22 protein-coding genes are annotated in these 21,004 nt (G+C 57.1%); 1 reads left to right on the top strand and 21 read right to left on the bottom strand.

Annotated features, from left to right (window positions below; genetic code table 11):
• Window positions 1-3: 3 nt before the first annotated feature.
• The 12 genes from trpC to C8273_RS07410 form a co-directional block, all read right to left on the bottom strand.
• The gene (trpC, locus tag C8273_RS07355; protein ID WP_106627094.1) at window positions 4-783 is read right to left on the bottom strand and encodes an indole-3-glycerol phosphate synthase TrpC; all 780 of its coding nucleotides are present in this window, start codon (window positions 781-783) and stop codon (window positions 4-6) included.
• A 20-nt stretch (window positions 784-803) separates the two neighbouring features.
• The gene (locus tag C8273_RS07360; RefSeq protein WP_106627095.1) at window positions 804-1,475 is read right to left on the bottom strand and encodes a phosphoribosylanthranilate isomerase; all 672 of its coding nucleotides are present in this window, start codon (window positions 1,473-1,475) and stop codon (window positions 804-806) included.
• 97 nt (window positions 1,476-1,572) lie between these two features.
• Complete coding sequence (locus C8273_RS07365) at window positions 1,573-2,676, bottom strand: ABC transporter substrate-binding protein (protein WP_106627096.1); 1,104 nt, start codon at window positions 2,674-2,676, stop codon at window positions 1,573-1,575.
• On the bottom strand, window positions 2,673-3,473 hold the full coding sequence (locus C8273_RS07370) for an ABC transporter ATP-binding protein (RefSeq protein WP_106627097.1): 801 nt from the start codon (window positions 3,471-3,473) through the stop codon (window positions 2,673-2,675). The genes C8273_RS07365 and C8273_RS07370 overlap by 4 nt, the downstream gene beginning before the upstream one ends.
• Before the next feature lie 20 nt (window positions 3,474-3,493).
• Window positions 3,494-4,498, bottom strand: a complete 1,005-nt coding sequence (locus tag C8273_RS07375; RefSeq protein WP_106627098.1) for a FecCD family ABC transporter permease — start codon at window positions 4,496-4,498, stop codon at window positions 3,494-3,496.
• Entirely contained in the window at window positions 4,495-5,523 is a 1,029-nt protein-coding gene (locus C8273_RS07380) for a FecCD family ABC transporter permease (RefSeq protein WP_106627099.1), read from the bottom strand. The genes C8273_RS07375 and C8273_RS07380 overlap by 4 nt, the downstream gene beginning before the upstream one ends.
• Before the next feature lie 67 nt (window positions 5,524-5,590).
• Window positions 5,591-7,801, bottom strand: a complete 2,211-nt coding sequence (locus C8273_RS07385) for a TonB-dependent receptor (RefSeq protein WP_106627100.1) — start codon at window positions 7,799-7,801, stop codon at window positions 5,591-5,593.
• A gap of 47 nt (window positions 7,802-7,848) precedes the next feature.
• The gene (locus tag C8273_RS07390; protein ID WP_234343938.1) at window positions 7,849-8,538 is read right to left on the bottom strand and encodes an energy transducer TonB; all 690 of its coding nucleotides are present in this window, start codon (window positions 8,536-8,538) and stop codon (window positions 7,849-7,851) included.
• A 168-nt stretch (window positions 8,539-8,706) separates the two neighbouring features.
• Window positions 8,707-10,758, bottom strand: a complete 2,052-nt coding sequence (glyS, locus tag C8273_RS07395; protein WP_106627101.1) for a glycine--tRNA ligase subunit beta — start codon at window positions 10,756-10,758, stop codon at window positions 8,707-8,709.
• The gene (glyQ, locus tag C8273_RS07400; protein WP_106627102.1) at window positions 10,755-11,636 is read right to left on the bottom strand and encodes a glycine--tRNA ligase subunit alpha; all 882 of its coding nucleotides are present in this window, start codon (window positions 11,634-11,636) and stop codon (window positions 10,755-10,757) included. The genes glyS and glyQ overlap by 4 nt, the downstream gene beginning before the upstream one ends.
• A 71-nt stretch (window positions 11,637-11,707) precedes the next feature.
• Window positions 11,708-11,986, bottom strand: coding sequence for a hypothetical protein (locus C8273_RS07405; RefSeq protein ID WP_106627103.1), 279 nt, complete (start codon window positions 11,984-11,986; stop codon window positions 11,708-11,710).
• A 29-nt stretch (window positions 11,987-12,015) separates the two neighbouring features.
• Window positions 12,016-12,555, bottom strand: a complete 540-nt coding sequence (locus C8273_RS07410; protein WP_106627104.1) for a 3'-5' exonuclease — start codon at window positions 12,553-12,555, stop codon at window positions 12,016-12,018.
• Between the two features lie 482 nt (window positions 12,556-13,037).
• Here C8273_RS07410 and C8273_RS07415 point away from each other — a divergent pair, with 482 nt between their 5' ends.
• The gene (locus C8273_RS07415) at window positions 13,038-14,198 is read left to right on the top strand and encodes an FprA family A-type flavoprotein (protein ID WP_106627105.1); all 1,161 of its coding nucleotides are present in this window, start codon (window positions 13,038-13,040) and stop codon (window positions 14,196-14,198) included.
• Window positions 14,199-14,282: 84 nt separating this feature from the next.
• Here C8273_RS07415 and C8273_RS07420 read toward each other — a convergent pair whose 3' ends face one another.
• The 9 genes from C8273_RS07420 to clpP form a co-directional block, all read right to left on the bottom strand.
• Window positions 14,283-14,552: a type II toxin-antitoxin system RelE family toxin gene (locus tag C8273_RS07420; RefSeq protein ID WP_106627106.1), complete on the bottom strand. Its 270-nt coding sequence runs from the start codon at window positions 14,550-14,552 to the stop codon at window positions 14,283-14,285.
• Window positions 14,553-14,780 carry a type II toxin-antitoxin system RelB family antitoxin gene (gene relB, locus C8273_RS07425; protein ID WP_106627107.1) on the bottom strand — a complete coding sequence of 76 codons (228 nt, stop codon included), beginning with the start codon at window positions 14,778-14,780 and terminating at the stop codon, window positions 14,553-14,555.
• A gap of 46 nt (window positions 14,781-14,826) precedes the next feature.
• Window positions 14,827-15,315: a siroheme decarboxylase subunit beta gene (ahbB, locus tag C8273_RS07430; RefSeq protein ID WP_106627108.1), complete on the bottom strand. Its 489-nt coding sequence runs from the start codon at window positions 15,313-15,315 to the stop codon at window positions 14,827-14,829.
• 18 nt (window positions 15,316-15,333) lie between these two features.
• Window positions 15,334-15,807, bottom strand: a complete 474-nt coding sequence (gene ahbA, locus C8273_RS07435; RefSeq protein WP_106627308.1) for a siroheme decarboxylase subunit alpha — start codon at window positions 15,805-15,807, stop codon at window positions 15,334-15,336.
• Window positions 15,808-15,907: 100 nt separating this feature from the next.
• On the bottom strand, window positions 15,908-16,531 hold the full coding sequence (gene yihA / locus C8273_RS07440; protein WP_106627109.1) for a ribosome biogenesis GTP-binding protein YihA/YsxC: 624 nt from the start codon (window positions 16,529-16,531) through the stop codon (window positions 15,908-15,910).
• A gap of 11 nt (window positions 16,532-16,542) precedes the next feature.
• Entirely contained in the window at window positions 16,543-18,858 is a 2,316-nt protein-coding gene (gene lon / locus C8273_RS07445; RefSeq protein WP_106627110.1) for an endopeptidase La, read from the bottom strand.
• 87 nt (window positions 18,859-18,945) lie between these two features.
• A complete protein-coding gene (locus C8273_RS13175; protein WP_106626817.1) occupies window positions 18,946-19,059 on the bottom strand; it encodes a secretion protein HlyD in 114 nt (37 codons plus the stop codon).
• A 53-nt stretch (window positions 19,060-19,112) separates the two neighbouring features.
• Window positions 19,113-20,378 (bottom strand): ATP-dependent Clp protease ATP-binding subunit ClpX, encoded by a 1,266-nt coding sequence (gene clpX, locus C8273_RS07455; RefSeq protein ID WP_106627111.1) that lies wholly within the window; start codon window positions 20,376-20,378, stop codon window positions 19,113-19,115.
• 14 nt (window positions 20,379-20,392) lie between these two features.
• Window positions 20,393-21,004, bottom strand: a complete 612-nt coding sequence (gene clpP / locus C8273_RS07460; RefSeq protein WP_106627112.1) for an ATP-dependent Clp endopeptidase proteolytic subunit ClpP — start codon at window positions 21,002-21,004, stop codon at window positions 20,393-20,395.

A 21,004-nucleotide genomic window follows, 5' to 3' on the forward strand; every position in this document is an offset into this window, starting at 1 on the left:
ATATCATTGCTCCTTTATATTTGCCAATTCTCGTGCAAATGCGCCCACATCTGCCGCCCGCACAAGCCCCTCACCTACGAGCACGCCCTTGCAGCCCGCCTCATGCACGCGTATGGCGTCCGCGCGGGTGAAGATGCCGCTCTCACTGATAAGGGTGCGATTCATGTCCGCGTACGGCAGGAGGTCAAGCGTCGTCTGGACGCTCGTCTCAAAGGTCACGAGATTGCGGTTGTTGATGCCGATGAACTCCGCCGGCGTCTGCTGTGCGATCGCAAGATCCGCACGGTCATGCACCTCGACGAGGGCATCCATCCCGAGGCTCCATGTGAGGTAGAGCAGCTCTTTCAGCTCCTCGGGCGTCAGGATGCGTACGATCAGCAGCACGGCATCCGCACCGAGGGCACGCGCCTCGTAGACTTGATACGGGTCGATGATGAAGTCCTTGCGCAGGAGCGGTGTATCCACACGCGCGCGCACCGCCGCGAAGTCCTCGTTGCTCCCGAGGAAGTGCGGGTCGGTATGCACGGACAGCACCGCCGCCCCCGCCGCCGTATAGATATCGGCGAGTTCCAGGACGCTGTGCGCGGTCGTCAGCCGCCCCTTTGCGGGCGACTGGAGCTTGCACTCTGCGATCAGTCCCCAGCCTCGCCATCGGAAGTGCTCCGCCATGCGGAACGTACCGCATGGGAGATCTGCTTTCAGTTCATCGAGCGGGCGACGTTTCTTTGCCTCCGCCACGATGGTGCGTTTCTTTTCGACAATTTCGGCTAATATATCGCGCACACTGCACCTCCTTCGAGCTTCTATGATTGACGTATGTTCCCCATTCTAGTGGAGGAGAGAGAATTTGTCAATCTTAGGGAAGCGCGCGCCGCTCGCATTGCCTCCATAAACGCACAGATTTTCTCCTCGGACTTCTCCCCGCCCTTTTCCAATCCGCCCGATACATCCACGCCGAACGGCTGAAAGAGCGCAGCGGCCTCACCGACATTCTCCGCCGTAATGCCGCCCGCTATCAGCACGGGTTTTGTCACACGCGCAATTTCCCGTGCCGCCTCCTGCCAGTGGAACACCGTCCCCGTGCCGCCCGCCGCGCCCGCAACATAGCTGTCCACAAGGATCATCTCGGCGGGATAGGCATTTGCCGCCTCCACCGAGAAATCATCGCCATAGCGGTATGCCTTGATGACGGGACGCTCCGACTGTCGTGCCATCTCCGCACTCTCATGCCCGTGCAGCTGCACGTAGTCCAGTCCAACGTACGCGGCAATTTCATTGACCTCATCCATCGGCGCATCCACAAAGACACCGACGCTCTTTACGCGGCGCAGCGTGCGCACAATCTCCCGCGCCGCCTCGGGCGCGACATAGCGCCGACTGTTTTTCGCGAAGATAAAGCCGACATAGTCCGCGCCTGCCTCCTCTGCCGCACGCGCCGCCGTGATCGTCCTCATCCCGCACATCTTTACGCGCATCCGATCCCTCCGTTCATATTTGTTCATCTTAGGGGCAGGGACGATGTTTGTCAAATAAAAAGAATCTGTACCCGTCAGAATACAGATTCTCTCTCCGTTATTGTGCCTCCATCCAATCCGCCAGCGCATCCATCGCCAGCTCTTTTGAGATGATGCCGTGCGCGTTCCAGATCATCGCATCCACCACATCCATGCGCCCCGTGCGCACCGCCGGCACGCTCTGCCAGAGCGGATCGCGCTGCATCGCCTCGAACCGCTTGCGTGCGATGGCACTGTTCTGCCGGCTGCTCGGTCCGAACCCCGCATTGATGAGCAGATAGTCCGTGTCGAGTTCGGGCAGCAGTTCAAGCGAGATCGCGTTGTTCGCATCGTTCCCGTCGATGTCCACCACCATCTGCGGCGGACGCAGGTTCAGCAGCTCGTACATGAATCGGTTGATGTCGTTCGTCGCATAGGGATAGAGACGCACCTCCTTATTCATGATGCGCAGGAGGGCAACCGTCGCATCCCCTATTTTCCCCTTGATCCGCATGCGGTCACGCTTTGCCGTATCATAGAACTGACGCAGACGCGTCTCCCCATCCGCAGGACGCTGGAGAACCATCGAGAGCGCGAGGAGCGACCGCTCGTAGTCGCGGAGGTCAAAGGCAGCGACGGGTGCGATCTTCGCGAGATCCTGATAGACGCCCTTGCCGAAGCTGTCGCGCATGACGATGAGGTCGGGCTTTGCCGCCTGTACCTGCTCAAGGTTGATTGTCTTGTTCTCGTCGTTGATGCTGATGCGCATGATGCCGCGCGCTGCAAGCCGGTCATGCAGGTAGTACTGCGGGAAATCGTACGCCGCAACCATCGATTCATCGAGTGCGAGCATGGGATCCTCCATGCGGATGCAGACGATGCGTACGGGTGCATCGGGCAGCTCCGTCTCGCCGAACTTATGCTTCAGGATGCGTTTGCCGTCCTCCTCGCGATAGAGTTTCTCCGCCGCCTTGCGCTTGTCCGCAAAACGCGCGGCAAACTCCGCCTCGATTGCCTCGGGCGTATCGGCACGCACTGCGGCAGGATCGAAGCGTCGCGCCTTTGCCACCGCCTCCTGTGCTTTTTCGGACTTCGGTGCACGAATGTCCGTCTGTCCGCAGCCTGCGGCACCGACAAGCACAGACAGGGCAAGCAGGACGGCAATCCCCTTCCCGCGCCTCATACCGAATGCTCCGACTCGTTCACGCAGTACGGAATACACATGGGCTTCCCCGTGCGCGGATCGCTCATCAGCTCCGCATCGATGTGGAACACGCGGTGCAGCATCTCCTTGTGAAAGACCTCCTCGGGCGTGCCGCAGTAGAGCAGCTGCCCGCGGCACATTCCCACGAGGCAGTGTGCGAAGCGCGCCGCCTGATTCAGCTCGTGGAGCACCATGATGATCGTCTTGCCGTACGCCTCGTTGAGGTGCTGTACGAGACGCAGCACCTCCATTTGATGTGCCACATCGAGAAAGCTTGTGGGCTCATCGAGAAAGAGGATCTCGGTATCCTGCGCAATCGCCATCGCAATCCATGCGCGCTGGCGCTGACCGCCCGACATCGCACCGATTGGACGGTGCTGAAACTCCATCATGTTCGTCTCCGTGAGCGCCCAGTCGATCATCTCGCGATCCTTCGCCGTCGTACGCGAGAAAAACGATGTCTTGTATGGTGCGCGTCCGTACGATACGAGTTCGCGTACGGTCAGCCCCTCGGGTGCCGTCGGATTCTGCGGCAGGATGGCAATCGACTTTGCAAGCGTGCGCGGGTCAGCCTCGTGCACGTCCGCGCCATCGAGGAGCACGCGCCCGCCGAGGCGCGGCTGGATGCGGCAGATGGTCTTGAGCAGGGTGGACTTGCCGCAGCCGTTCGCGCCGATGAGTGCCGTGATCTTCCCCTCGGGGATCGCAAGGCTCAGGTCGTCGATGATGACGACACTATCGTAGCCCGCCTTCAGATGTTCTATCGTTAATTTCATAGCTGTTTCACCTCCGAGGATCACGCCTTTGCACGCGCGAGTACAAACAGGAAATACGGCGCGCCGATGAGCGCGATGACGATGCCGAGCAGCATCTCATCCGGCGCGATGATAACGCGCCCCACCCAGTCCGCCGACACAACGAGCAGCGCACCGATCAGCACGGTCAGGGGGATGCTGCGTGCATGCTGCACACCGACGAGCCGCCGCGCGATGTGCGGACAGAGCAGCCCCACGAATCCGATGCTCCCGCCGATGGCGACGCAGGAGGCCGCAAGTGCGACCGCGGCCATCAGATAGAGGAAACGCGCGCGGTTCAGCGGCACGCCGAGCCCGATTGCCGTCTCATCCGAGAGCGCGAGCACGTCGAGATCCGTCTGCCGCAGATAGAAGAACACGGCGAGGAGGATGATGATCGGAAGCAGCAGAGCGACGTGCTCCCACGTTCCGCCAAAAATGCTGCCGATAATCCACGTATTGACCTGACTGAACTTCTCTTGACTGAGCCGCACGATCAGCATCATCTCGATCGCATGGATGCCCGCAGTGAGCGAGATGCCCATCAGGACGAGCGTATAGGTCGAGAGGTTCTTCCCCTTCTCGTAGCTCATGCGGTAGATGAAGACCGCCGCCAGAGCCGCCCCGATCGTCGCGACGAGCGGCTGCAGCCAGAGCGACGAGCTCGCCGTATCCGAGAAGTAGATGAGCAGCAGAACGCCAAAGCCCGCGCCCGCATTCACGCCGAGGAGGCCGGGGCTCGCGAGCTCATTGCGTGAGATCGTTTGAAAGACAAGCCCCGCAAGCGCCAATCCCGCGCCGATGAGCAGGGCAAGCACGGAGCGCACCATGCGGAAGTCAAACACGGTCATATTTTCCTCTGCCGTTCCGCCGCCGAGCAGGATGCGCGCAAGATCCACATAGGAAAGATCGGCAAAGCCCGTCCCGAGATGCAGGACGAACATGACGGCAATCAACACGATAAATACCGCGCTGTATAGGTAGAAACGCTTTTGCAGAACATTCATCGCACACCTCTCTTTCGGCGGATCAGCCAGAGGAAGAACGGTACGCCGACGAGCGCCGTCACCGCGCCAAGCGGTGTTTCATACGGTGGATGAATCGTGCGCGAGACGATGTCCGCAACGACCACGAGGAGTGCTCCGAGAATCGCCGAGAGCGGGATGACCTTGCGGTAGTCGATGCCGATGATCCTGCGTGCGATGTGCGGTGTCACAAGGCCGACAAAGCCGACAGGACCCGCGACTGCAACCGCCGAGCCGCCGAGGATCAGCACCGTGATCCCCGCGAGGACGCGGATGCGCTGAATCTTGCTCCCGAGCCCGATGGCGACCTCCTCACCGAACGCGAGCAGCGTCACAGAGCGTGCAATCCCCATCGCCATGAGAAGCCCCAGAATCGTCCACGGCAGGATAAAGAGAGCCTGCTCCATGCGTACGCCACTGATGCCGCCCGCCGTCCAGTAGGACATATCCTGCGCCACCTCGAAATAGACGGTCATCGCCTGTGTCACTGCGCCGAACACCGCGCCGATCGCCGTGCCCGCGAGCGCGAGGAACACCGCACCGCGCCCCGCACCCTTTGCCTGTGCGAGCAGAAAGATGGCAAGCGTCGCAATCGCCGCACCTGCGAATGAAAAGACAAGCGACAGTCCGAGACTGCCCTGCGGGAACAAAATCATTGCAACGGCAAGCCCGAACCCCGCTCCGGCATTGATGCCCAGAATCGAAGGACTTGCCATCGGGTTGTTCGTCACCCCCTGCATGATCGCCCCCGCAACGGCAAAGCTTGCCCCGCAGGTGAGCGCAGCGAGGAGACGCGGAAAGCGCAGCGTCTGCACAATCATCTCCTGTACGTTCGCCGCATTGTATGACGTGAACGACTGCATGATCGTCGCGATGCTGATGTCCTGCGCCCCGACCCAGAGGGAGAGCAGACACGCCCCCGCGAGCACGATGCAGAGGACAAGAGAGAGTGCTGCCTGCGGCAGGACAGAGCGCGGCTCCGCAGCAGCAGCAGTATTTCCTTCCATAGTACCCCCCTTACGAAAAAACGGCTCACGCCGCCAAAGCGCGAGCCGTTCGATAACACGAAATATCTTAGAAGTCTGCGGTCAGAGAAAGCATGAATGTACGCTCCTTACCAAGGAATACGCCGTTGTTGATGAGCGCACGCCAGTAGTTGCGGTTCGTCACATTGTAGACATCCATACGCACCGTCATTGGGGTGCTGCCCGCATTGAATTTATAGCGTGCCCCGAGATCCCATGTTGTCCACGGCTTGACACTAAAATCTTTTGCCTCGTTGATATAGGCACTGCTATTGTAGGTCAAACGCGTGGTAAAGGTCAGCCCCGGCACGGACTTCAGATCATGCTCCAGACCGAGCACTCCACTCCAGCGCGAGGTGGCAGGGACACGATTGCCGTCATAAGCTCCGCCCTCGGATTTCGTATACTTCGCATCGAGGAGCATCAGACCGCCAAGGAGGCGCGTCCCTTTCACGGGTTCGCCGAAGAAGTTCCACTCAAGTCCGCGGTGACGCACTTCACCACTCGGAGAGTAGATTTTCGTCGCCGCATCTTCGATCAGCGTTGGCGATTCGATATTAAAGAACGAAAGAGTCGTTGCCCAACGTCCGAAATCATACTTCACGCCAAATTCATACTGCTTCGTCTTGAACGGAGCAAATGCCGTCCCATAGTTCGCTGCATCCGTATCCGTAACGACAGCATCGCCCGCATCAAGTCCCTGCATATAGTTCGCGTAAACCGACATATTCGTCTTCGGTTTGTAGACAAGTGCAAAGGCGGGAGTAAAGACGGATTCGTCATAACTCTGCTTCACACGTCCTGTCGCAATGTTGTAGTTGTCGATCTTTACCTGCTGCTGACGACCGCCTACGACAAACTGCCAGCGCTCATCCTGCGTGGAGATGATGTCCGCCACAGAGAAGCCCGTCAGTGTGTTCTCATCATTCTTCGGCTGTGACCAGCTGTATGGATTATTCGGTATTTGCAGATTGATATTCCAGAAGTTTGTCGTTCCGGTACCAAGCTTGCGGTTGTGCATATAGCGCGTATAGTGGATGCGGTTTGCCGCAAATGTCAGCTCATGCTTGAGTGATCCCGTCTGTACTTTGCCGCGCACGCCAAACTCGACAGAGTCCGCCTTATTCAGCTGATTTTTATAGTTATATGTTACACCCGTTCTTCCGTCTGCTCGGTTCACTGCAAAGTTGTTGTCAATCGACTCCATCTTCGTGGTACGCATACCGAACTTCAAAAAACCCATCCAGTTCTTTGAAAAGTCATATTCACCCGAAACCATACCGTAATGCTCATGGAGCGTGCGATAGCCACCGTACGCACCAAACTTGGTATCATGTGAAACGTGCGGCATGGCTCCCCATGCCTTTCGCAGTGCTGCTCCTGCTGGTTTATTATTGCCAACCGTCACCTGATACTGTTGATCCTCAACCTTGTTGTAGACTAGACCGTAGTCAAAGCCGATACGATAGCGATCTCCCTGATAGTCCGCACCGATGGCAAGCGAATTCGTGCGGTTGTGCTCATCAAAGGACGAATCGCCGTTGCGGTTGAGTACAGTGACGCGCACCCCCGCCTTGCCATCCGTCGTACGACGCCCGATGTCAATCTGCTGTGTGAAGATACCGCCGTCACCATAGGACAATGCGAGGCGATTCAACGGCTCTTTGCCCGCACGCTTCGTCGTATAGTTCACCACACCGCCGAGCGATCCGTTCGGCGCAATGCCCGAAAGCAGGACAGCGGGTCCCTTGAGCACATCAACGCGCTCAAGCGACTCCGTACCGCCGTAAAACCGTGGTGCAATGCCGTAGAGGCCATTGAGCTGGACATCCTGATGCTGTGCCTTGAAACCGCGCACATTCCACGCACTCGACACGCCCGAGAGAGTCTGATTGGTGACCGACGGATCATTTGCAAGAAGGTCAGCAAGCAAAGATACCTGTGTATTCTTGATCTGCTCCTCGGTATAACCAACGATGTTGAACGGCACATCGAGAGCCTTCTTCTCTCCGAGTGCACCGAGCGTCACCGTATTGGACACCTGCCCGCCCGCATAGACGTTCGGCGTTTCCTCCGCAGGTTCTTCCACCGTTTCCACGGGCTGCGAGACGGGACGCTGTCCTACGACCTCGACCGTGTCGAGATCGTAGGTCGCGATCTCTCCACTCTCCGCCGCGAATGCCGTCATCGGCAGTGCGGTAACAGCCGCCGCAAGGGCGACACGAATGCTGCTCTTGAGCTTCTTCGACTCGTATTTCACTAAATAACCTCCATGTAATTCCACTTCCAAAAATCCACTGTGTTCTCCTACGAGAACGAGAACGAACGGTTGACGCGGCACGCGACCGGCTCATCGTAGATGTTGCGTGCCGGCTCGAAGCTGTAGGTATACGCTGCTGTAATCGCCGCCTGATCGAGCTCCGCGTGCCCCGAGGAGCTCGTGACATCGACGCTCTGTACGCCGCCATTTGCCCCGACCACGATGGCAAGCCCGACCGTCCCCGTGATCCCCTTACGCTCAAGCTCCTTCGGATAGGCGGGCGCAGAGCCAGAGAGGAGCTTCGGCGGAACGCTCGGTCGCTGCGCTGCCGCTGCGTCACGTCCCGTTCCCTCACCGGAGCCGGTACCGGTATTCTCCGAAGGTGCAGCACCCTGTTTCTCACTCTTTCCCTCGGAGGTACTCGGTGCAGTGCTCGAATTCGTCGCTGCAGTCTTCGGCGTATCCTTCGGCTGCTCCTGCTGCTCTTGCGGCTGCTCCTTCTTCGGAGGCTCAAGCGGGATATCGTCGATGCTCGGCATCGGCGCAGCCGCCTCTGCCGCAGGCTCGGGTGCACTCTCCGGCGCAGACGCATCGTAGATCTCAACGTCAATCGGGCGCTTTTCCGGCTCCGTCGCCATCGAGAAAAGCCCCATCGCTGCCGCCACCGCGATGATGCAGAAATGAATCCCGAACGACGCCCCCCACGACAGGTACTTTTCCCTCATTGTTACATCCAATTTTTCACCTCCCGAACATTGTATTCATACAATGATAACCTGTATCATTTTTAACTTGCACATAATAGCATAAACTTATCTCTTTGACTAGAGGGCAAAAGAAAAATAGTGGACGACCGCACGAGATTCATCTCCGAATCCGTACATCGTCCACCATTATGTCTTTGCTCAGTTCAGTACGATCTTGCTGTAGTCTGCCGTGCAGAGCAGATAGTTGTCAATCACCTTGAGAAGCGTCAGACGATTTTTCCTGATGCGCTCGTCCTTGTCCATCACCATGACCGCATCAAAGAACGCATCGATTGCCGCCGCAAGCGCCTGCTCTGCCGGAAGCGTATCCGCCCCCGCAGCGCGCGCTGCGACTGCACGTTCGTATGCGGCGTGGAGTGCTCCCTCCTCCTGCGCCGCAAAGAGTGCCGGATCGACAATCCCGGTCTCTGTCATGCGCGCGATATTGCCGACGCGGACAAAGGACTGCACGAGTGCATCCGCTCCATCCGATGCAAGCAAGCGCTCCACATAGGCGGCGCGCACGGGCACGTCTGCAACGAAGTCCACATCCGTGAGCACCGCCTCCTGCACATCATAGCGCACGCCGCGCTCCGTGAGCACATTTTTGAGGCGTAGACGGATGAAATCTGCAACATAGACCTGCATTTTCTGACACAGAGACACATCGAGGTCATAGAGATCGGATGCCTCCTCAACGAGATCAGAGAGCAGCAGCCCGCTCTTGTGATCGATCAGCATGAGCACGAGCCCGAGTGCCTGACGGCGCAGGGCAAATGGATCCTGCGAGCCGGTCGGGATCTTGCCGCGGCTGAATGTGCCGACGATGTTGTCGATCTTGTCCGCAACGCTGAGCGCAAAGCCGAGATCGCTCTGCGGCAGCTCGTCCCCCGCGAAGCGCGGCATGTACTGCTCGTCAATCGCACGCGCAACCTCCGGCTTCTCGCCGTCAAGGAGCGCATACTCGCGCCCCATAATGCCCTGCAGCTCCGTGAACTCCGTGACCATGCCCGTCACGAGATCCGCCTTCGACAGCTCCGCTGCGCGGCGTGCATCCGGCTCCATCGCCTCATACGCAGCTTCGTCCGGAGCAAGCTCCTCGACGATTGCCGTAACAAGCTCCATCAGACGCTCGGTCTTCTCGTACATCGAGCCAAGTCCCTGCTGGAACACAACGGTCTTCAGCTTCTCGCGGTGCTCTGCGAGCGACTTCTTGCGATCCTCGTCAAAGAAGAACTGGGCATCTGCAAGGCGTGCGCGCAGGACGCGCTCATTGCCGTGCGCGACCACGTCCAGATGCTCTCTGCCGCCGTTGCGCACGGTGATGAATACGGGCAGGAGGCTGCCGTCCGCCGCCTTGACGGGGAAGTAGCGCTGATGGTCACGCATGGGCGTGATGACCGTCTCGGCGGGCAGCGCGAGATATTTCTCCTCGAACGCACCGCTGAGTGCCGTCGGGTACTCGACGAGGTAGAGTACCTCCTCAAGGAGGTCAGGCGTGATCTCCGCTGTTCCGCCCGCCGCCTTTGCCACCTCGTTGATCTGCTCCGTAATCATAGAGCGGCGGCGCACGGGATCGACGATGATGTATGCCTTTTCGCACGCCGTTTCATAGTCTGCGGGCGAAGAAATAACGAAGTCCTGTGGGGAAAGCGTCCGATGTCCGCGTGACGTATTCCCGCTCGTGACATTTGCAAGCGTAAACGGCACGACCTCCGTCCCGTAGAGGGCGACAATCCAGCGGATCGGGCGGATGAAGCGAAAGTCGAGATCGCCCCAGCGCATGCTGTTCGGCAGCGGAATCGCGCGAATGAGCTCGGGCAGCAGCTCCGTGAGCAGCTGCGCCGTCTCCGCCCCCCGCTCATGCACGGAGGCATAGACATAGCCGTCGCGCTGAATGAGTGCCGCCGGGTCAACCCCCTGCCCACGCGCAAAGCCCGCACCTGCCTTCGTCGGTTTTCCCTCCGCATCAAAGGCAATGGCAACCGATGGGCCGCGCGTCTCCGTACTGATATCCTCCTGCCGTTCGGCAAGCCCCGTCACGAGAAGTGCCGTGCGGCGCGGTGTGCCAATCGTGCGCAGACTGTCATAGGCGAGGCGACGCTCCGCGAACACGTCCCCCGCGAGACGTTTCAGATCAGCGAGGAGGTGCGGCATAACGTGCGCAGGAACTTCCTCCGTCCCGATTTCAAGCAACAGATCCTTACTCATGCCTTCCCCTCCTTCTTCAGCATCGGATAGCCGAGCGCCTCGCGCTGTGCGAGGTACGCCTCCGCGCAGAGTCGCGCGAGTTTACGAACGCGCCCGATGAACGCCGTGCGCTGTGAGACGCTGATCGCGCCGCGCGCATCGAGCAGATTGAATGTATGCGAACACTTCAGCACATAGTCATGCGCGGGGTGCACATGTCCTGCGCCAATGACGCGCACTGCCTCCGCCTCGTACTTGTCAAAGAGGTCAAAGAGCAGCGCCTCATCCGAGAGATCAAACGCATAGGTCGACTGCTCGAACTCATTCTGATGGAACACATCGCCGTAGGTCACATCGTCCGTCCACGCGATGTCATAGACGTTCTCTACGCCCTGGATATACATGGCGAGGCGTTCGAGGCCATAGGTGATCTCGACCGAAACGGGCTTCACGTCGTGACTGCCAACCTGCTGGAAATACGTGAACTGCGTGATCTCCATGCCGTCAAGCCAGACCTCCCAGCCAAGCCCCCACGCACCGAGCGTCGGCGACTCCCAGTTGTCCTCGACAAAGCGGATGTCATGCTCCTCGGCACGGATGCCAAGACGCGCGAGACTCTCAAGATAGAGTTCCTGGATGTTGTCCGGCGAGGGCTTCATGATGACCTGGAATTGGTGGTGCTGATAAAGACGGTTCGGATTGTCCCCATAGCGTCCGTCGGCGGGACGGCGGGACGGCTCCACGTATGCGACGTTCCACGGCTCAGGGCCAAGAACGCGCAGGAATGTCCACGGACTCATCGTTCCCGCGCCCTTCTCCACATCATAAGGCTGGGCGAGGATACAGCCCTGCCCCGACCAGAACTCCTGCAATGCGAGGATGACCTCCTGGAATTTCATGCAAACAACTCCTTCATCAAAAAAACCGCGTTCCTTTATAGAATACGCGGTTTTTGGAAAATGGCAAGTACTTACTTAAAATTATCCTGCAAACTCTGCAAAATTCTTGTCTGGCGGTCGTTCACCGGCTTTTTCCACTTTTCGTCATAGCCGGTCGAATCGTCGCTGGGCAGAAGTGCGCAAAGAATGATAAGTATGATGAAGAACACCACGACGGTACCGATAATCTTGCGCTGATAGGAGGCGCGGCGTTTCCGCACGCGTGCAAGACGCCGTTCCAGTTCCCTCTGCTTGCGCTCCCGTATGGACTCTGTGGGACTCGGAGTGTCCCCGTATGGACTCTTTGCCATAACACACCCCCTCCTCTCCTTGCTTTGCGTTAAAACAGGCTCTGCTCCTCGTATATGGGCTGCTGCATTTTTTGGTAGCAGTAGAGCGTCGCAAGCGTATCTGCGAGTGCTCCGTGTGCCTCGGTCATGCCCCAGTCATAGCGGTAGTACGCCGCACATTCTGTGAGCTTCCACCAACGATAACCGCCGCGCCGCGCATCGGGAACCTTGCGGAACTCCGAAAAGGCAAGCATGACATCATGGCGGTTCGGATTCGTGATGCGAATGCCGGATTGTCTCAAAAGACGGATATCAAACTCGATATTATAGCCGACAAGCAGGGTATCCGGATCATTGAAGATCTGTTCAAGCTGCGCCTGCTGCGCACGAATCGGCGGACAGTCTGCAACCATTGCGGGCGAGATCCGATTGATCTTCTCCGCATCCGGCCACGCCGTCTTACGCACGGGCGCGTACATCCCATCCACTACAGTCGTTCCGCTTCCATCTACGACAGCAAGCGTCAGCACCTCATCGTCGCTGCGAAAACCCGTTGTCTCGGTATCAAAGACCAGAATTCTTTCTAGCATGAAAGTCCTTCCTTTTCTAGTCGTTTTTTCCTGGTTTTACGTGGCTTTCGTTGTAAATATTATATCGTATACAAAATCATCTGTCAAGAAAGTGCCCGAACTCGGGTCTATGGAACTGTTACGGATTCGCGATGCGTACTCCACGCAGAACCCTCGTTACGCAAGCGGACGTGTGCTCGTCCGCCTAAATACCTGCGGATTCCAAACGCGCTGCGCTTGAACGGTTAAAATCCGCAGGGGGCGGGTCGCACACTCTACGCCGCTTGCTCCACTAGGGTTTGCTTAGGAGTACTGCATTTGCTTTTGTCCGTAACATTTATCATAGTGCCCTGTACTCTGCCGTTTCTGTGGAGAAAAATACGCTGAAATTCCTGTTGCAAAAGATTTGTAATTAAGCTAGAATACTTCTATAAATATAGTTCTTATTTATAGAAAGAAGCTATAAGTTTTATATATGATTCTATCGTTGAAAGGAGCAATCTATGAACGCCATAAAAATCCGGGACAATATCTACTGGGTCGGAGCTATCGACTGGTCGATGCGCAGCTTTCACGGCTACGACACGCAGCGCGGTTCTTCCTACAATGCCTACCTCATCATAGACGAAAAGATCACCCTCATCGACACGGTCAAGCGCGGCTTCGAGGAGGAAATGCTCGCGCGCATCTCCTCTGTCATTGACCCATCGCAGATTGACTACATCATCTCGAACCACGTCGAGCCGGATCACTCGTACGGCGTGCCGCTCATCGCCGAGCTTGCACCGAACGCGAAGGTCGTCACGAGCGCACCGAACGGACTGAAAGGGCTGCGCGCCTACTACGGTGAACTGCCCTACGAAACGGTCAAGGCGGGCGACACGCTCTCCATCGGCAAGCGCACGCTCGCGTTTGTCCCGACCCCGATGCTCCACTGGCCGGACAGCATGGTGACGTACTGCCCCGAGGAAAAGATCCTCTTCTCGAACGACGCCTTTGGCCAGCACCTTGCCTCCGGCAAACGCTATGACGATGAGAATGATCTCTCCATCGTCATCGAGGAGGCAAAGAAGTACTACGCGAACATCCTCTTCCTCTATGGGAGACAGGCGCAGGCGGCACTCAAGGCTCTGCACGGACTCGACATCGAACTGATTGCCACGGGTCATGGCATTTTGTGGCGTTCGCATATCCCCGAGATCATTGATCTCTACAACAAATGGTCGCTCGGCGAGACCGAGGATCGTGCAGTCATCGTCTTTGACAGCATGTGGCATTCCACGGAGATGATGGCGCATACAATTCTTGAGGCATTCATCGACAAGGGCTTCTCCGTCGGCTATTACGACATCCAAAAGAATAAGCACGCCGACATCATGACGGATATACTCACGAGCCGTTATCTCGCCGTTGGTTCGCCGACGCTGAACAATCAGATGCTCCCGACCATTGCCGGCTTCCTCTGCTATATGAAGGGGCTTGCCCCGATTGGACGCAAGGCGTTCGCATTCGGCTCCTACGGCTGGGGCGGGCAAAGCATCCAGCAGATCGAAGATGAGCTGAAGGCGGGCGGCTGCGAGATTGTCATGGACAAGGTGCGCATGCTCTACGTCCCCTCTGCGGAGCAGCTTGCAGGACTGCGCGATCAGATTCTCGCGCTGTAAACGACAAACAAACCCCCGAAGGATTAACATTGATCCTTCGGGGCTTTTTCATGTGTCATTCTACATTCATAAGAGCGCTGACACTCATTTTCTTTTGTATACACTTTTCCTATGCTCAATTTCTATGGCAACAATGATGAGTTCATCGTCTTTTATGATCGCCAAGAGACGATAGTTTCCAATCCGATACCGCCAATACCCTTTTAGATTCCCTACCAGGGCTTTCCCAAATGCACGTGGATTGTCGCAGTCCATCAGATGCTTCTTAATCCACTGCGTTATCATTACTCGAACGGTTTTATCGAGTTTCTTAAATTCTCTCTCAAAATTTTCATCCGTACTAAACGTATACATCTACATACCACATTCAGCGAAAAATTCTTTTGCAGGACGAACTTTGCTCTTTCCCTCTGCTTCACGCTTTTCAAACTCACGAAGAACAGAAACATCATATTCATCTTCGATTTTTTCAAATGCAAAGTTCTTAATCAACGATGCTATACTGCAATCATACATCTGCACCACTTTTTCAAGCATTTTCTGCTCATCGTCGTTAATATTGATCGTGATTCGCTTTGCCATGATATTTTGCCTCCTGCCTATATTCCATGATGTCAACGCATCCGGCTTATTCCTCCGTAAAATATTTCATCGACGTTTTTTTCCACTCTCTCTTGGTGTAGAGCATACGACGATCCTCAATGCCGGTGGCTGCAGCGAGTTCTGCCGCGATCCCCTCGCATTCCTCCCGACTGTAACCATGGATCATCGTATAGAGGTTGTACTTCCAGTCGTCCGTACGGTTGCGGTCATAGCAGTGCGAGACACGCGGGTGCTCCGCCATGCGCCGCGCAACCTCATCCACGCGCTCATCGGGCACGTTCCAGACGCAGAGGCTGTTCGCCGTGAAGCCCACCTCGCGGTGGCGCAGAACGGCTCCCATCTTGCGGATCTTCTTTTCCTCACGCAGGGCGGCAATGCGTGCAAGCAGTTCCTCCTCCGCAATGCCGATCTCTGCGGCGAGCACCTTATACGGCTCTGCAACAAGGGGGAAATCCCCCTGCAAGAGGCGGACGATCTTCTGATCGAGTTCGCTGATCTCAATTTCTTCTGTCATATCGATACCTTCCCACGGTTATGCAAGCTTAAACTGCACGTTGATCTTATAGCGGCGATTCGCCTTGAGGCTCATCAGTCCCTCGACACCCGGCAGTGCCGCAACCTCGGCAAGGATCTTCTCCTCTGCCGCACGCGAGGGCGTCAGCAGTGTGAACCAGAGGTTGTAGTCCCCCTCGCGCTCGTAGTTGTGCGTCGCCCCAGCGTAACGGTTGACCGCCTGTGCCACCGCCGGAAGATGCTGCTCCGCAACGCGCAGTGCAATGAGCGTCCCATGGTAGCCAAGCTGTTCCGAGTTAAAGAATGTCCCGATCCGTCGGAGATAACCCTCGCGTTTCAGCTCGTCCAAGCGGCTGAGCACGTGTTCCTCCGTTGTGTCGAGCATCTCGCCCAAACGCGCAAATGGCCGCGAACACAGCGGCAGGTTGCCCTGCAGTATGTTCAGCAGCCGCTTGTCAAAATCCGTAAGTGAATTCACAATATCATCCCCCATAATACACACGACCGGCAGTACATCTTTCTGCCGGTCGTGCATCTGCCTTGCTCATGGGCGGATTCCAATACAGAAATATGAACCCCGTTCATTTCTTTGCCTATTCTACCAGATACTCCTTCATCACGTCAAGTAATTCTGAACGACCTTCATTTTTCGGAGATGCGTAAGGCAGAATCGTTAACTCGGGTACGCCGAGTGCCTTCTGCATCGCCGCGATCTGCACGCGCCGCGCATTCTTTCCGATCTTGTCCGCCTTCGTGGCAATGACGAGCACGGGGATGTCATGCTCTACAAGCCAGTCGAACATGCGGCGGTCGGATTCCATCGGCGTATGACGAATATCGAGCAGGAGACAGACAAAGCGCAGCTCCTCCGCATGGAGGAAGTATTCCTCGATAAACTTCGCCCAGACCTTTCGGCTCTCGCGTGAGGTCTTTGCATAGCCGTATCCCGGCAGATCGACGAGATGAACGGGATGCCGCTCCTCTCCCCCATCAATCTTGAGGAGAAGTTCGTAGAAGTTGATGGTCTGCGTCTTGCCCGGCTTCGAGGAGACGCGTGCAAGCTGACGAATGCGCGTCAGTGAGTTGATGAGCGAGGATTTCCCGACGTTGGAACGCCCGATGAAGGCGACGGCGGGACGCCGCTCCTCGGGGTACTGATCCCGCCGCACGGCGGAGGCGAGATAGGTGGCTTTTGTGATAACAACCGGCTCCGGCACGTCCACACCTCCTAGTTATACAGAGCAATCTTGAGTACCTCGTCCATGTGCGCAACGGGCACAAATTCAATCGAGGCACGGACGGCATCGGGGATGTCCTCAAGATCACACGCATTCTCCTGCGGCAGAACGATGGTCTTTACCCCCTCACGGTAGGCAGCGAGCGTCTTTTCCTTAAGCCCGCCGATGGGCAAAACATTTCCGCGCAGTGTGATCTCCCCTGTCATGGCAACATCGGAGCGTACCTTGCGCCCCGTGAGCGCGGAGATCATCGCCGTCGCCATCGTGATGCCGGCTGAGGGGCCGTCCTTCGGTATGGCACCCTCGGGCAGATGGATGTGAATGTCGTCCTTCTCATAAAAGTCTTTGGCGAGATGGAGTGCACCCGCACGGCTGCGCACGTAGGAGAGTGCCGCCTGCGCCGACTCCTGCATGACCTCGCCGAGCTGTCCCGTGAGAATGAGCTTGCCCTTGCCGCGCATGATGTTGACCTCGGTGCGCAGGACATCACCGCCGACCTCCGTCCATGCGAGCCCTGTCACGACACCGACAAGCGGTTTTTTCGCCTGCCGTGCCGCGTGATATTTCGGACGCTCAAGGAAATCTGCGAGGTTCGTCTTCGTTACCACGATGGGCGGCTTCACATCATCGACGATACGGCGCGCTGCCTTACGGCAAAGCTGACCGATCACGCGCTCCAGTTCACGCACGCCCGCCTCACGCGTATAGGAGCGGATGATCTCCGGCCAAACGCCCGCATTCACGCGGATGTCCTTTGCCCTAAGTCCGTTCTGCGTACGTTGGCGCGGCAGGAGATGACGGCGTGCAATCTCAATTTTCTCAAATTCAGTATAGCTTGAGAGGTTCAGGATCTCCATGCGGTCGCGCAGGGGGGATGGAATTTTAGCGGCATTGTTCGCCGTCACGATCCAGAATACGCGCGAGAGATCAAACGGCAGCTCGACAAAGTGATCGCTGAATGTGCAGTTCTGCGCAGGATCGAGCACCTCAAGGAGTGCCGCCGACGGGTCGCCGTGGAAATCCATCGCGATCTTATCGACCTCATCGAGCAGGAATACGGGGTTCTTCGTTCCTGCTCGACGAACTCCTTCGAGAATACGCCCCGGCATTGCGCCGACGTAGGTGCGCCGATGTCCGCGAATCTCCGCCTCGTCGCGGATGCCGCCGAGCGAGATGCGGATGAACTTGCGCCCCATCGCGCGCGCAATCGAGGCACCGAGTGAGGTCTTGCCGACGCCGGGCGCACCAACGAGGCAGAGGATGGGCGCATTCTGTTCGGGCGCAAGGCGCCGTACAGCGAGATAGTCGAGGATGCGCTCCTTCATCTTTTCGAGTCCATAGTGATCGTGCTCAAGAATTTTCTGCGCCGCCGTCATATCGACGTGCTCCTCGGTGACCTCCGACCACGGCAATTCAATGAGCGTATCGAGGTAGTTGCGAATGACGCCGACCTCCGCACTCATCGCATGGCTCATGTCTAAACGGTGTATCTCGCGCTCGATGGTCTCGCGTACGGCATCGGGGAACTCCTTTGCCGCCAGTGCCTCCCGATAGCGATCCACCTCGGCTGCCTTGTCCTCATCATCGCCGAGTTCCTTACGGATTGCCTTAATCTGCTCGCGCAGATAGAAATCGCGCTGCACCTTGTCCATCTGCTTGCGTACGCGACGGTTGATCTCACTCTCGATCCCCATGATGTCGAGTTCGTGCACAAGTGCCTGGTAGAGTCGTTCGAGACGGGTTCGTACATCGATGGCGGCAAGCAGATCCTGCCGCACCTCATGCTTGAGGCTCAGATGGCTTGCGATGATGTCTGCAAGGCGTCCCATATCCTCCATGATGGAGATGGAAACAAGTGCCTCGGGCGGAATCTTGTGCGAGAGTTTCACCCATTCCTCGAACTTGCTTGTGACGCCATGGACAAGTGCCTCGATATCCCGCCCCTGCGGCTCGTCCCCCGACTCCTCGATCTCATGCACATCTGCCTCGGCATAAGCATCGCCCTCCCGAATGGCAAGGATCTCTGCGCGCTTCTGTCCGTCGACAAGAATGCGCAGAACCCCCTCGGGCATGCGAAGAAATTGCCGTATCTCCGCAACAGCACCAACGCTATAGAGATCGTCCGCCGTCGGGTCATCGCATTCCGGATCCCGCTGCGCCACAACGAGGATCTTGCTGTCCCCCGCAATCGCGCTCTCAATGGCGGCAACCGAGCGGTCACGCCCGACATCGAGGTTGACCATCATGTGCGGGTAGACCACCAAGCCACGCAGTGGGAGGAGCGGGAGCGTTCGTTTTTCGGACATCGTATTTCCTTCCGTCTATGTAAAGGGAGTATTCCCGTATGAAAAAAGGAGCGCCGCAGTGCAGAGCTCCTTTCGTAAAGTATCGTGTTAGGGAAGCACTGATAAATTCAGCCGCGCCATCTTAGCGCATCTTTTTTGCCCGCTTTTCGTTAGCAAATCCTCCACATAGCTTTGGCTATGCGTCCGGTTTGCCGCCTCAATCGGACGAAAAAATCTACGCCAATCTGACGAACCTCATTTTATCAGTGATTCCCTTAGTTTGCCGCCGCCATCTTCTGTGCGCCGGCACCGTCGATGGTTAGGATGGGGTCACTGTGGTTCGCAATGACATCCTTCGTGACCTGACACGCCGTTACCCCCTGAATCGAGGGCACCTCGTACATGACGTTGCGCATAATGCCCTCGATGATGGAACGGAGTCCACGTGCCCCCGTCTTGTGCGTAAGTGCTTCCTTCGCAATCAGATGCAGCGCATCATCATCAAAGGTGAGCCGTACACCGTCCAGCTCCAAGAGCTTCTGGAACTGCTTGACGAGTGCGTTCTTCGGTTCGGTCAGAATGCGTACAAGTGACGCCTCATCGAGCGAGTTCAGCGTTACAACGACCGGCAGACGCCCGATGAACTCAGGGATCAGCCCATTCTTCATCAGATCCTCGGAAATCACCTTGCTGAGCGATTCGCCAACCGAAACGCGCTTCTTCGAGCGCACCTCGGCGCCAAAGCCCATTTGCTTTTTCCCAAGGCGCGACTCAATGATCTCCTCAATGCCGTCAAACGCACCGCCACAGATAAAGAGGATATTGGTCGTATCAATCTGCAGGAGTTCCTGCTGCGGGTGCTTGCGCCCGCCCTGCGGCGGCACGGACGCTGTCGTTCCTTCGAGGATCTTGAGAAGCGCCTGCTGAACACCCTCGCCCGAGACATCGCGGGTAATTGATGGATTCTCCGACTTGCGTGCAATCTTGTCGATCTCGTCGATGTAGATGATGCCGCGCTGTGCCTTTTCGATGTCGTAGTCCGCTGCCTGTATCAATTTCAGCAAAATGTTCTCGACATCCTCGCCGACGTAGCCCGCCTCTGTGAGGGAGGTCGCATCTGCAATCGCAAACGGCACGTTCAAAATACGCGCGAGCGTCTGCGCAAGCAGCGTTTTGCCGCTGCCCGTGGGACCTATCATGAGAATGTTGGACTTCTTCAGTTCCACATCCTCATTCTTCCCCTGCCCCACATTGATGCGCTTGTAGTGATTGTAGACAGCAACGGACAGCGACTTCTTTGCCTCGTCCTGACCGATGACGTATTGGTCGAGAATGTGGCGGATTTCCTTCGGTTTCGGAACATCCTTGAGTCCGATTTCAGCGTCTTCACTGAATTCCTCTGCTATGATTTCATTGCAGAGCTCGATGCACTCATCACAGATATAGACACCGGGACCGGCTACGAGTTTCCGCACCTGCTCCTGCGTCTTGCCGCAGAATGAGCATTTCAGCTGCCCCTTGTCTTCCTCTCCAAATTTCATCGCGTCACACCCCCTCAGCCTTTATTCTCCGTGGTTGCAGCCTTGGGACGGGTGACAACCTCGTCGATCAGCCCGTACGCCTTGGCTTCCTCCGCCGACATAAAGTTGTCGCGTTCCGTATCGACATTGATCTTCTCTGGATCCTGCCCCGTATGCTGCGCCAAGATGTTGTTGCCGACCTCACGCAGGCGCAGGATCTCCTTCGCCTGAATCTGAATATCCGTCGACTGTCCCTGCGCACCGCCGAGCGGCTGATGAATCATGATGCGTGCATGCGGCAATGCGTAGCGTTTCCCTGCAGCCCCCGCCGTCAGAAGGATGGAGCCCATGCTCGCTGCCTGCCCGATGCAGATCGTCGAAACATCGGGTTTGATGTACTGCATCGTGTCATAGATGGCAAGCCCTGCCGTCACGACACCACCCGGACTGTTGATGTAGAGGTGGATGTCCTTATCGGGATCCTCGGACTCCAGAAAGAGCAGCTGCGCCACAACGACGTTAGCAACTGCATCGTCTATCGGACCACCCAAAAAGATGATGCGCTCCTTGAGCAGACGGGAGTAGATGTCATAAGCACGCTCCCCTCGGCTTGAGTTCTCCACCACCATTGGTACATAATAACTCAT

The organism is Candidatus Centipeda massiliensis (assembly GCF_900290285.1).
In the GTDB taxonomy this organism is placed as follows: domain Bacteria; phylum Bacillota; class Negativicutes; order Selenomonadales; family Selenomonadaceae; genus Centipeda; species Centipeda massiliensis.

Bases quoted from the DNA above. Each gene is read 5' to 3' on its own strand.
- C8273_RS07360 (WP_106627095.1), bottom strand. From the start codon at position 1,475: ATGCGCGTAAAGATGTGCGGGATGAGGACGATCACGGCGGCGCGTGCG.
- C8273_RS07365 (WP_106627096.1), bottom strand. From the start codon at position 2,676: ATGAGGCGCGGGAAGGGGATTGCCGTCCTGCTTGCCCTGTCTGTGCTT.
- C8273_RS07370 (WP_106627097.1), bottom strand. From the start codon at position 3,473: ATGAAATTAACGATAGAACATCTGAAGGCGGGCTACGATAGTGTCGTC.
- C8273_RS07375 (WP_106627098.1), bottom strand. From the start codon at position 4,498: ATGAATGTTCTGCAAAAGCGTTTCTACCTATACAGCGCGGTATTTATC.
- C8273_RS07380 (WP_106627099.1), bottom strand. From the start codon at position 5,523: ATGGAAGGAAATACTGCTGCTGCTGCGGAGCCGCGCTCTGTCCTGCCG.
- glyS (WP_106627101.1), bottom strand. From the start codon at position 10,758: ATGAGTAAGGATCTGTTGCTTGAAATCGGGACGGAGGAAGTTCCTGCG.
- glyQ (WP_106627102.1), bottom strand. From the start codon at position 11,636: ATGAAATTCCAGGAGGTCATCCTCGCATTGCAGGAGTTCTGGTCGGGG.
- C8273_RS07405 (WP_106627103.1), bottom strand. From the start codon at position 11,986: ATGGCAAAGAGTCCATACGGGGACACTCCGAGTCCCACAGAGTCCATA.
- C8273_RS07410 (WP_106627104.1), bottom strand. From the start codon at position 12,555: ATGCTAGAAAGAATTCTGGTCTTTGATACCGAGACAACGGGTTTTCGC.
- C8273_RS07415 (WP_106627105.1), top strand. From the start codon at position 13,038: ATGAACGCCATAAAAATCCGGGACAATATCTACTGGGTCGGAGCTATC.
- C8273_RS07420 (WP_106627106.1), bottom strand. From the start codon at position 14,552: ATGTATACGTTTAGTACGGATGAAAATTTTGAGAGAGAATTTAAGAAA.
- relB (WP_106627107.1), bottom strand. From the start codon at position 14,780: ATGGCAAAGCGAATCACGATCAATATTAACGACGATGAGCAGAAAATG.
- ahbB (WP_106627108.1), bottom strand. From the start codon at position 15,315: ATGACAGAAGAAATTGAGATCAGCGAACTCGATCAGAAGATCGTCCGC.
- ahbA (WP_106627308.1), bottom strand. From the start codon at position 15,807: ATGGGGGATGATATTGTGAATTCACTTACGGATTTTGACAAGCGGCTG.
- lon (WP_106627110.1), bottom strand. From the start codon at position 18,858: ATGTCCGAAAAACGAACGCTCCCGCTCCTCCCACTGCGTGGCTTGGTG.
- clpX (WP_106627111.1), bottom strand. From the start codon at position 20,378: ATGAAATTTGGAGAGGAAGACAAGGGGCAGCTGAAATGCTCATTCTGC.
- clpP (WP_106627112.1), bottom strand. From the start codon at position 21,004: ATGAGTTATTATGTACCAATGGTGGTGGAGAACTCAAGCCGAGGGGAG.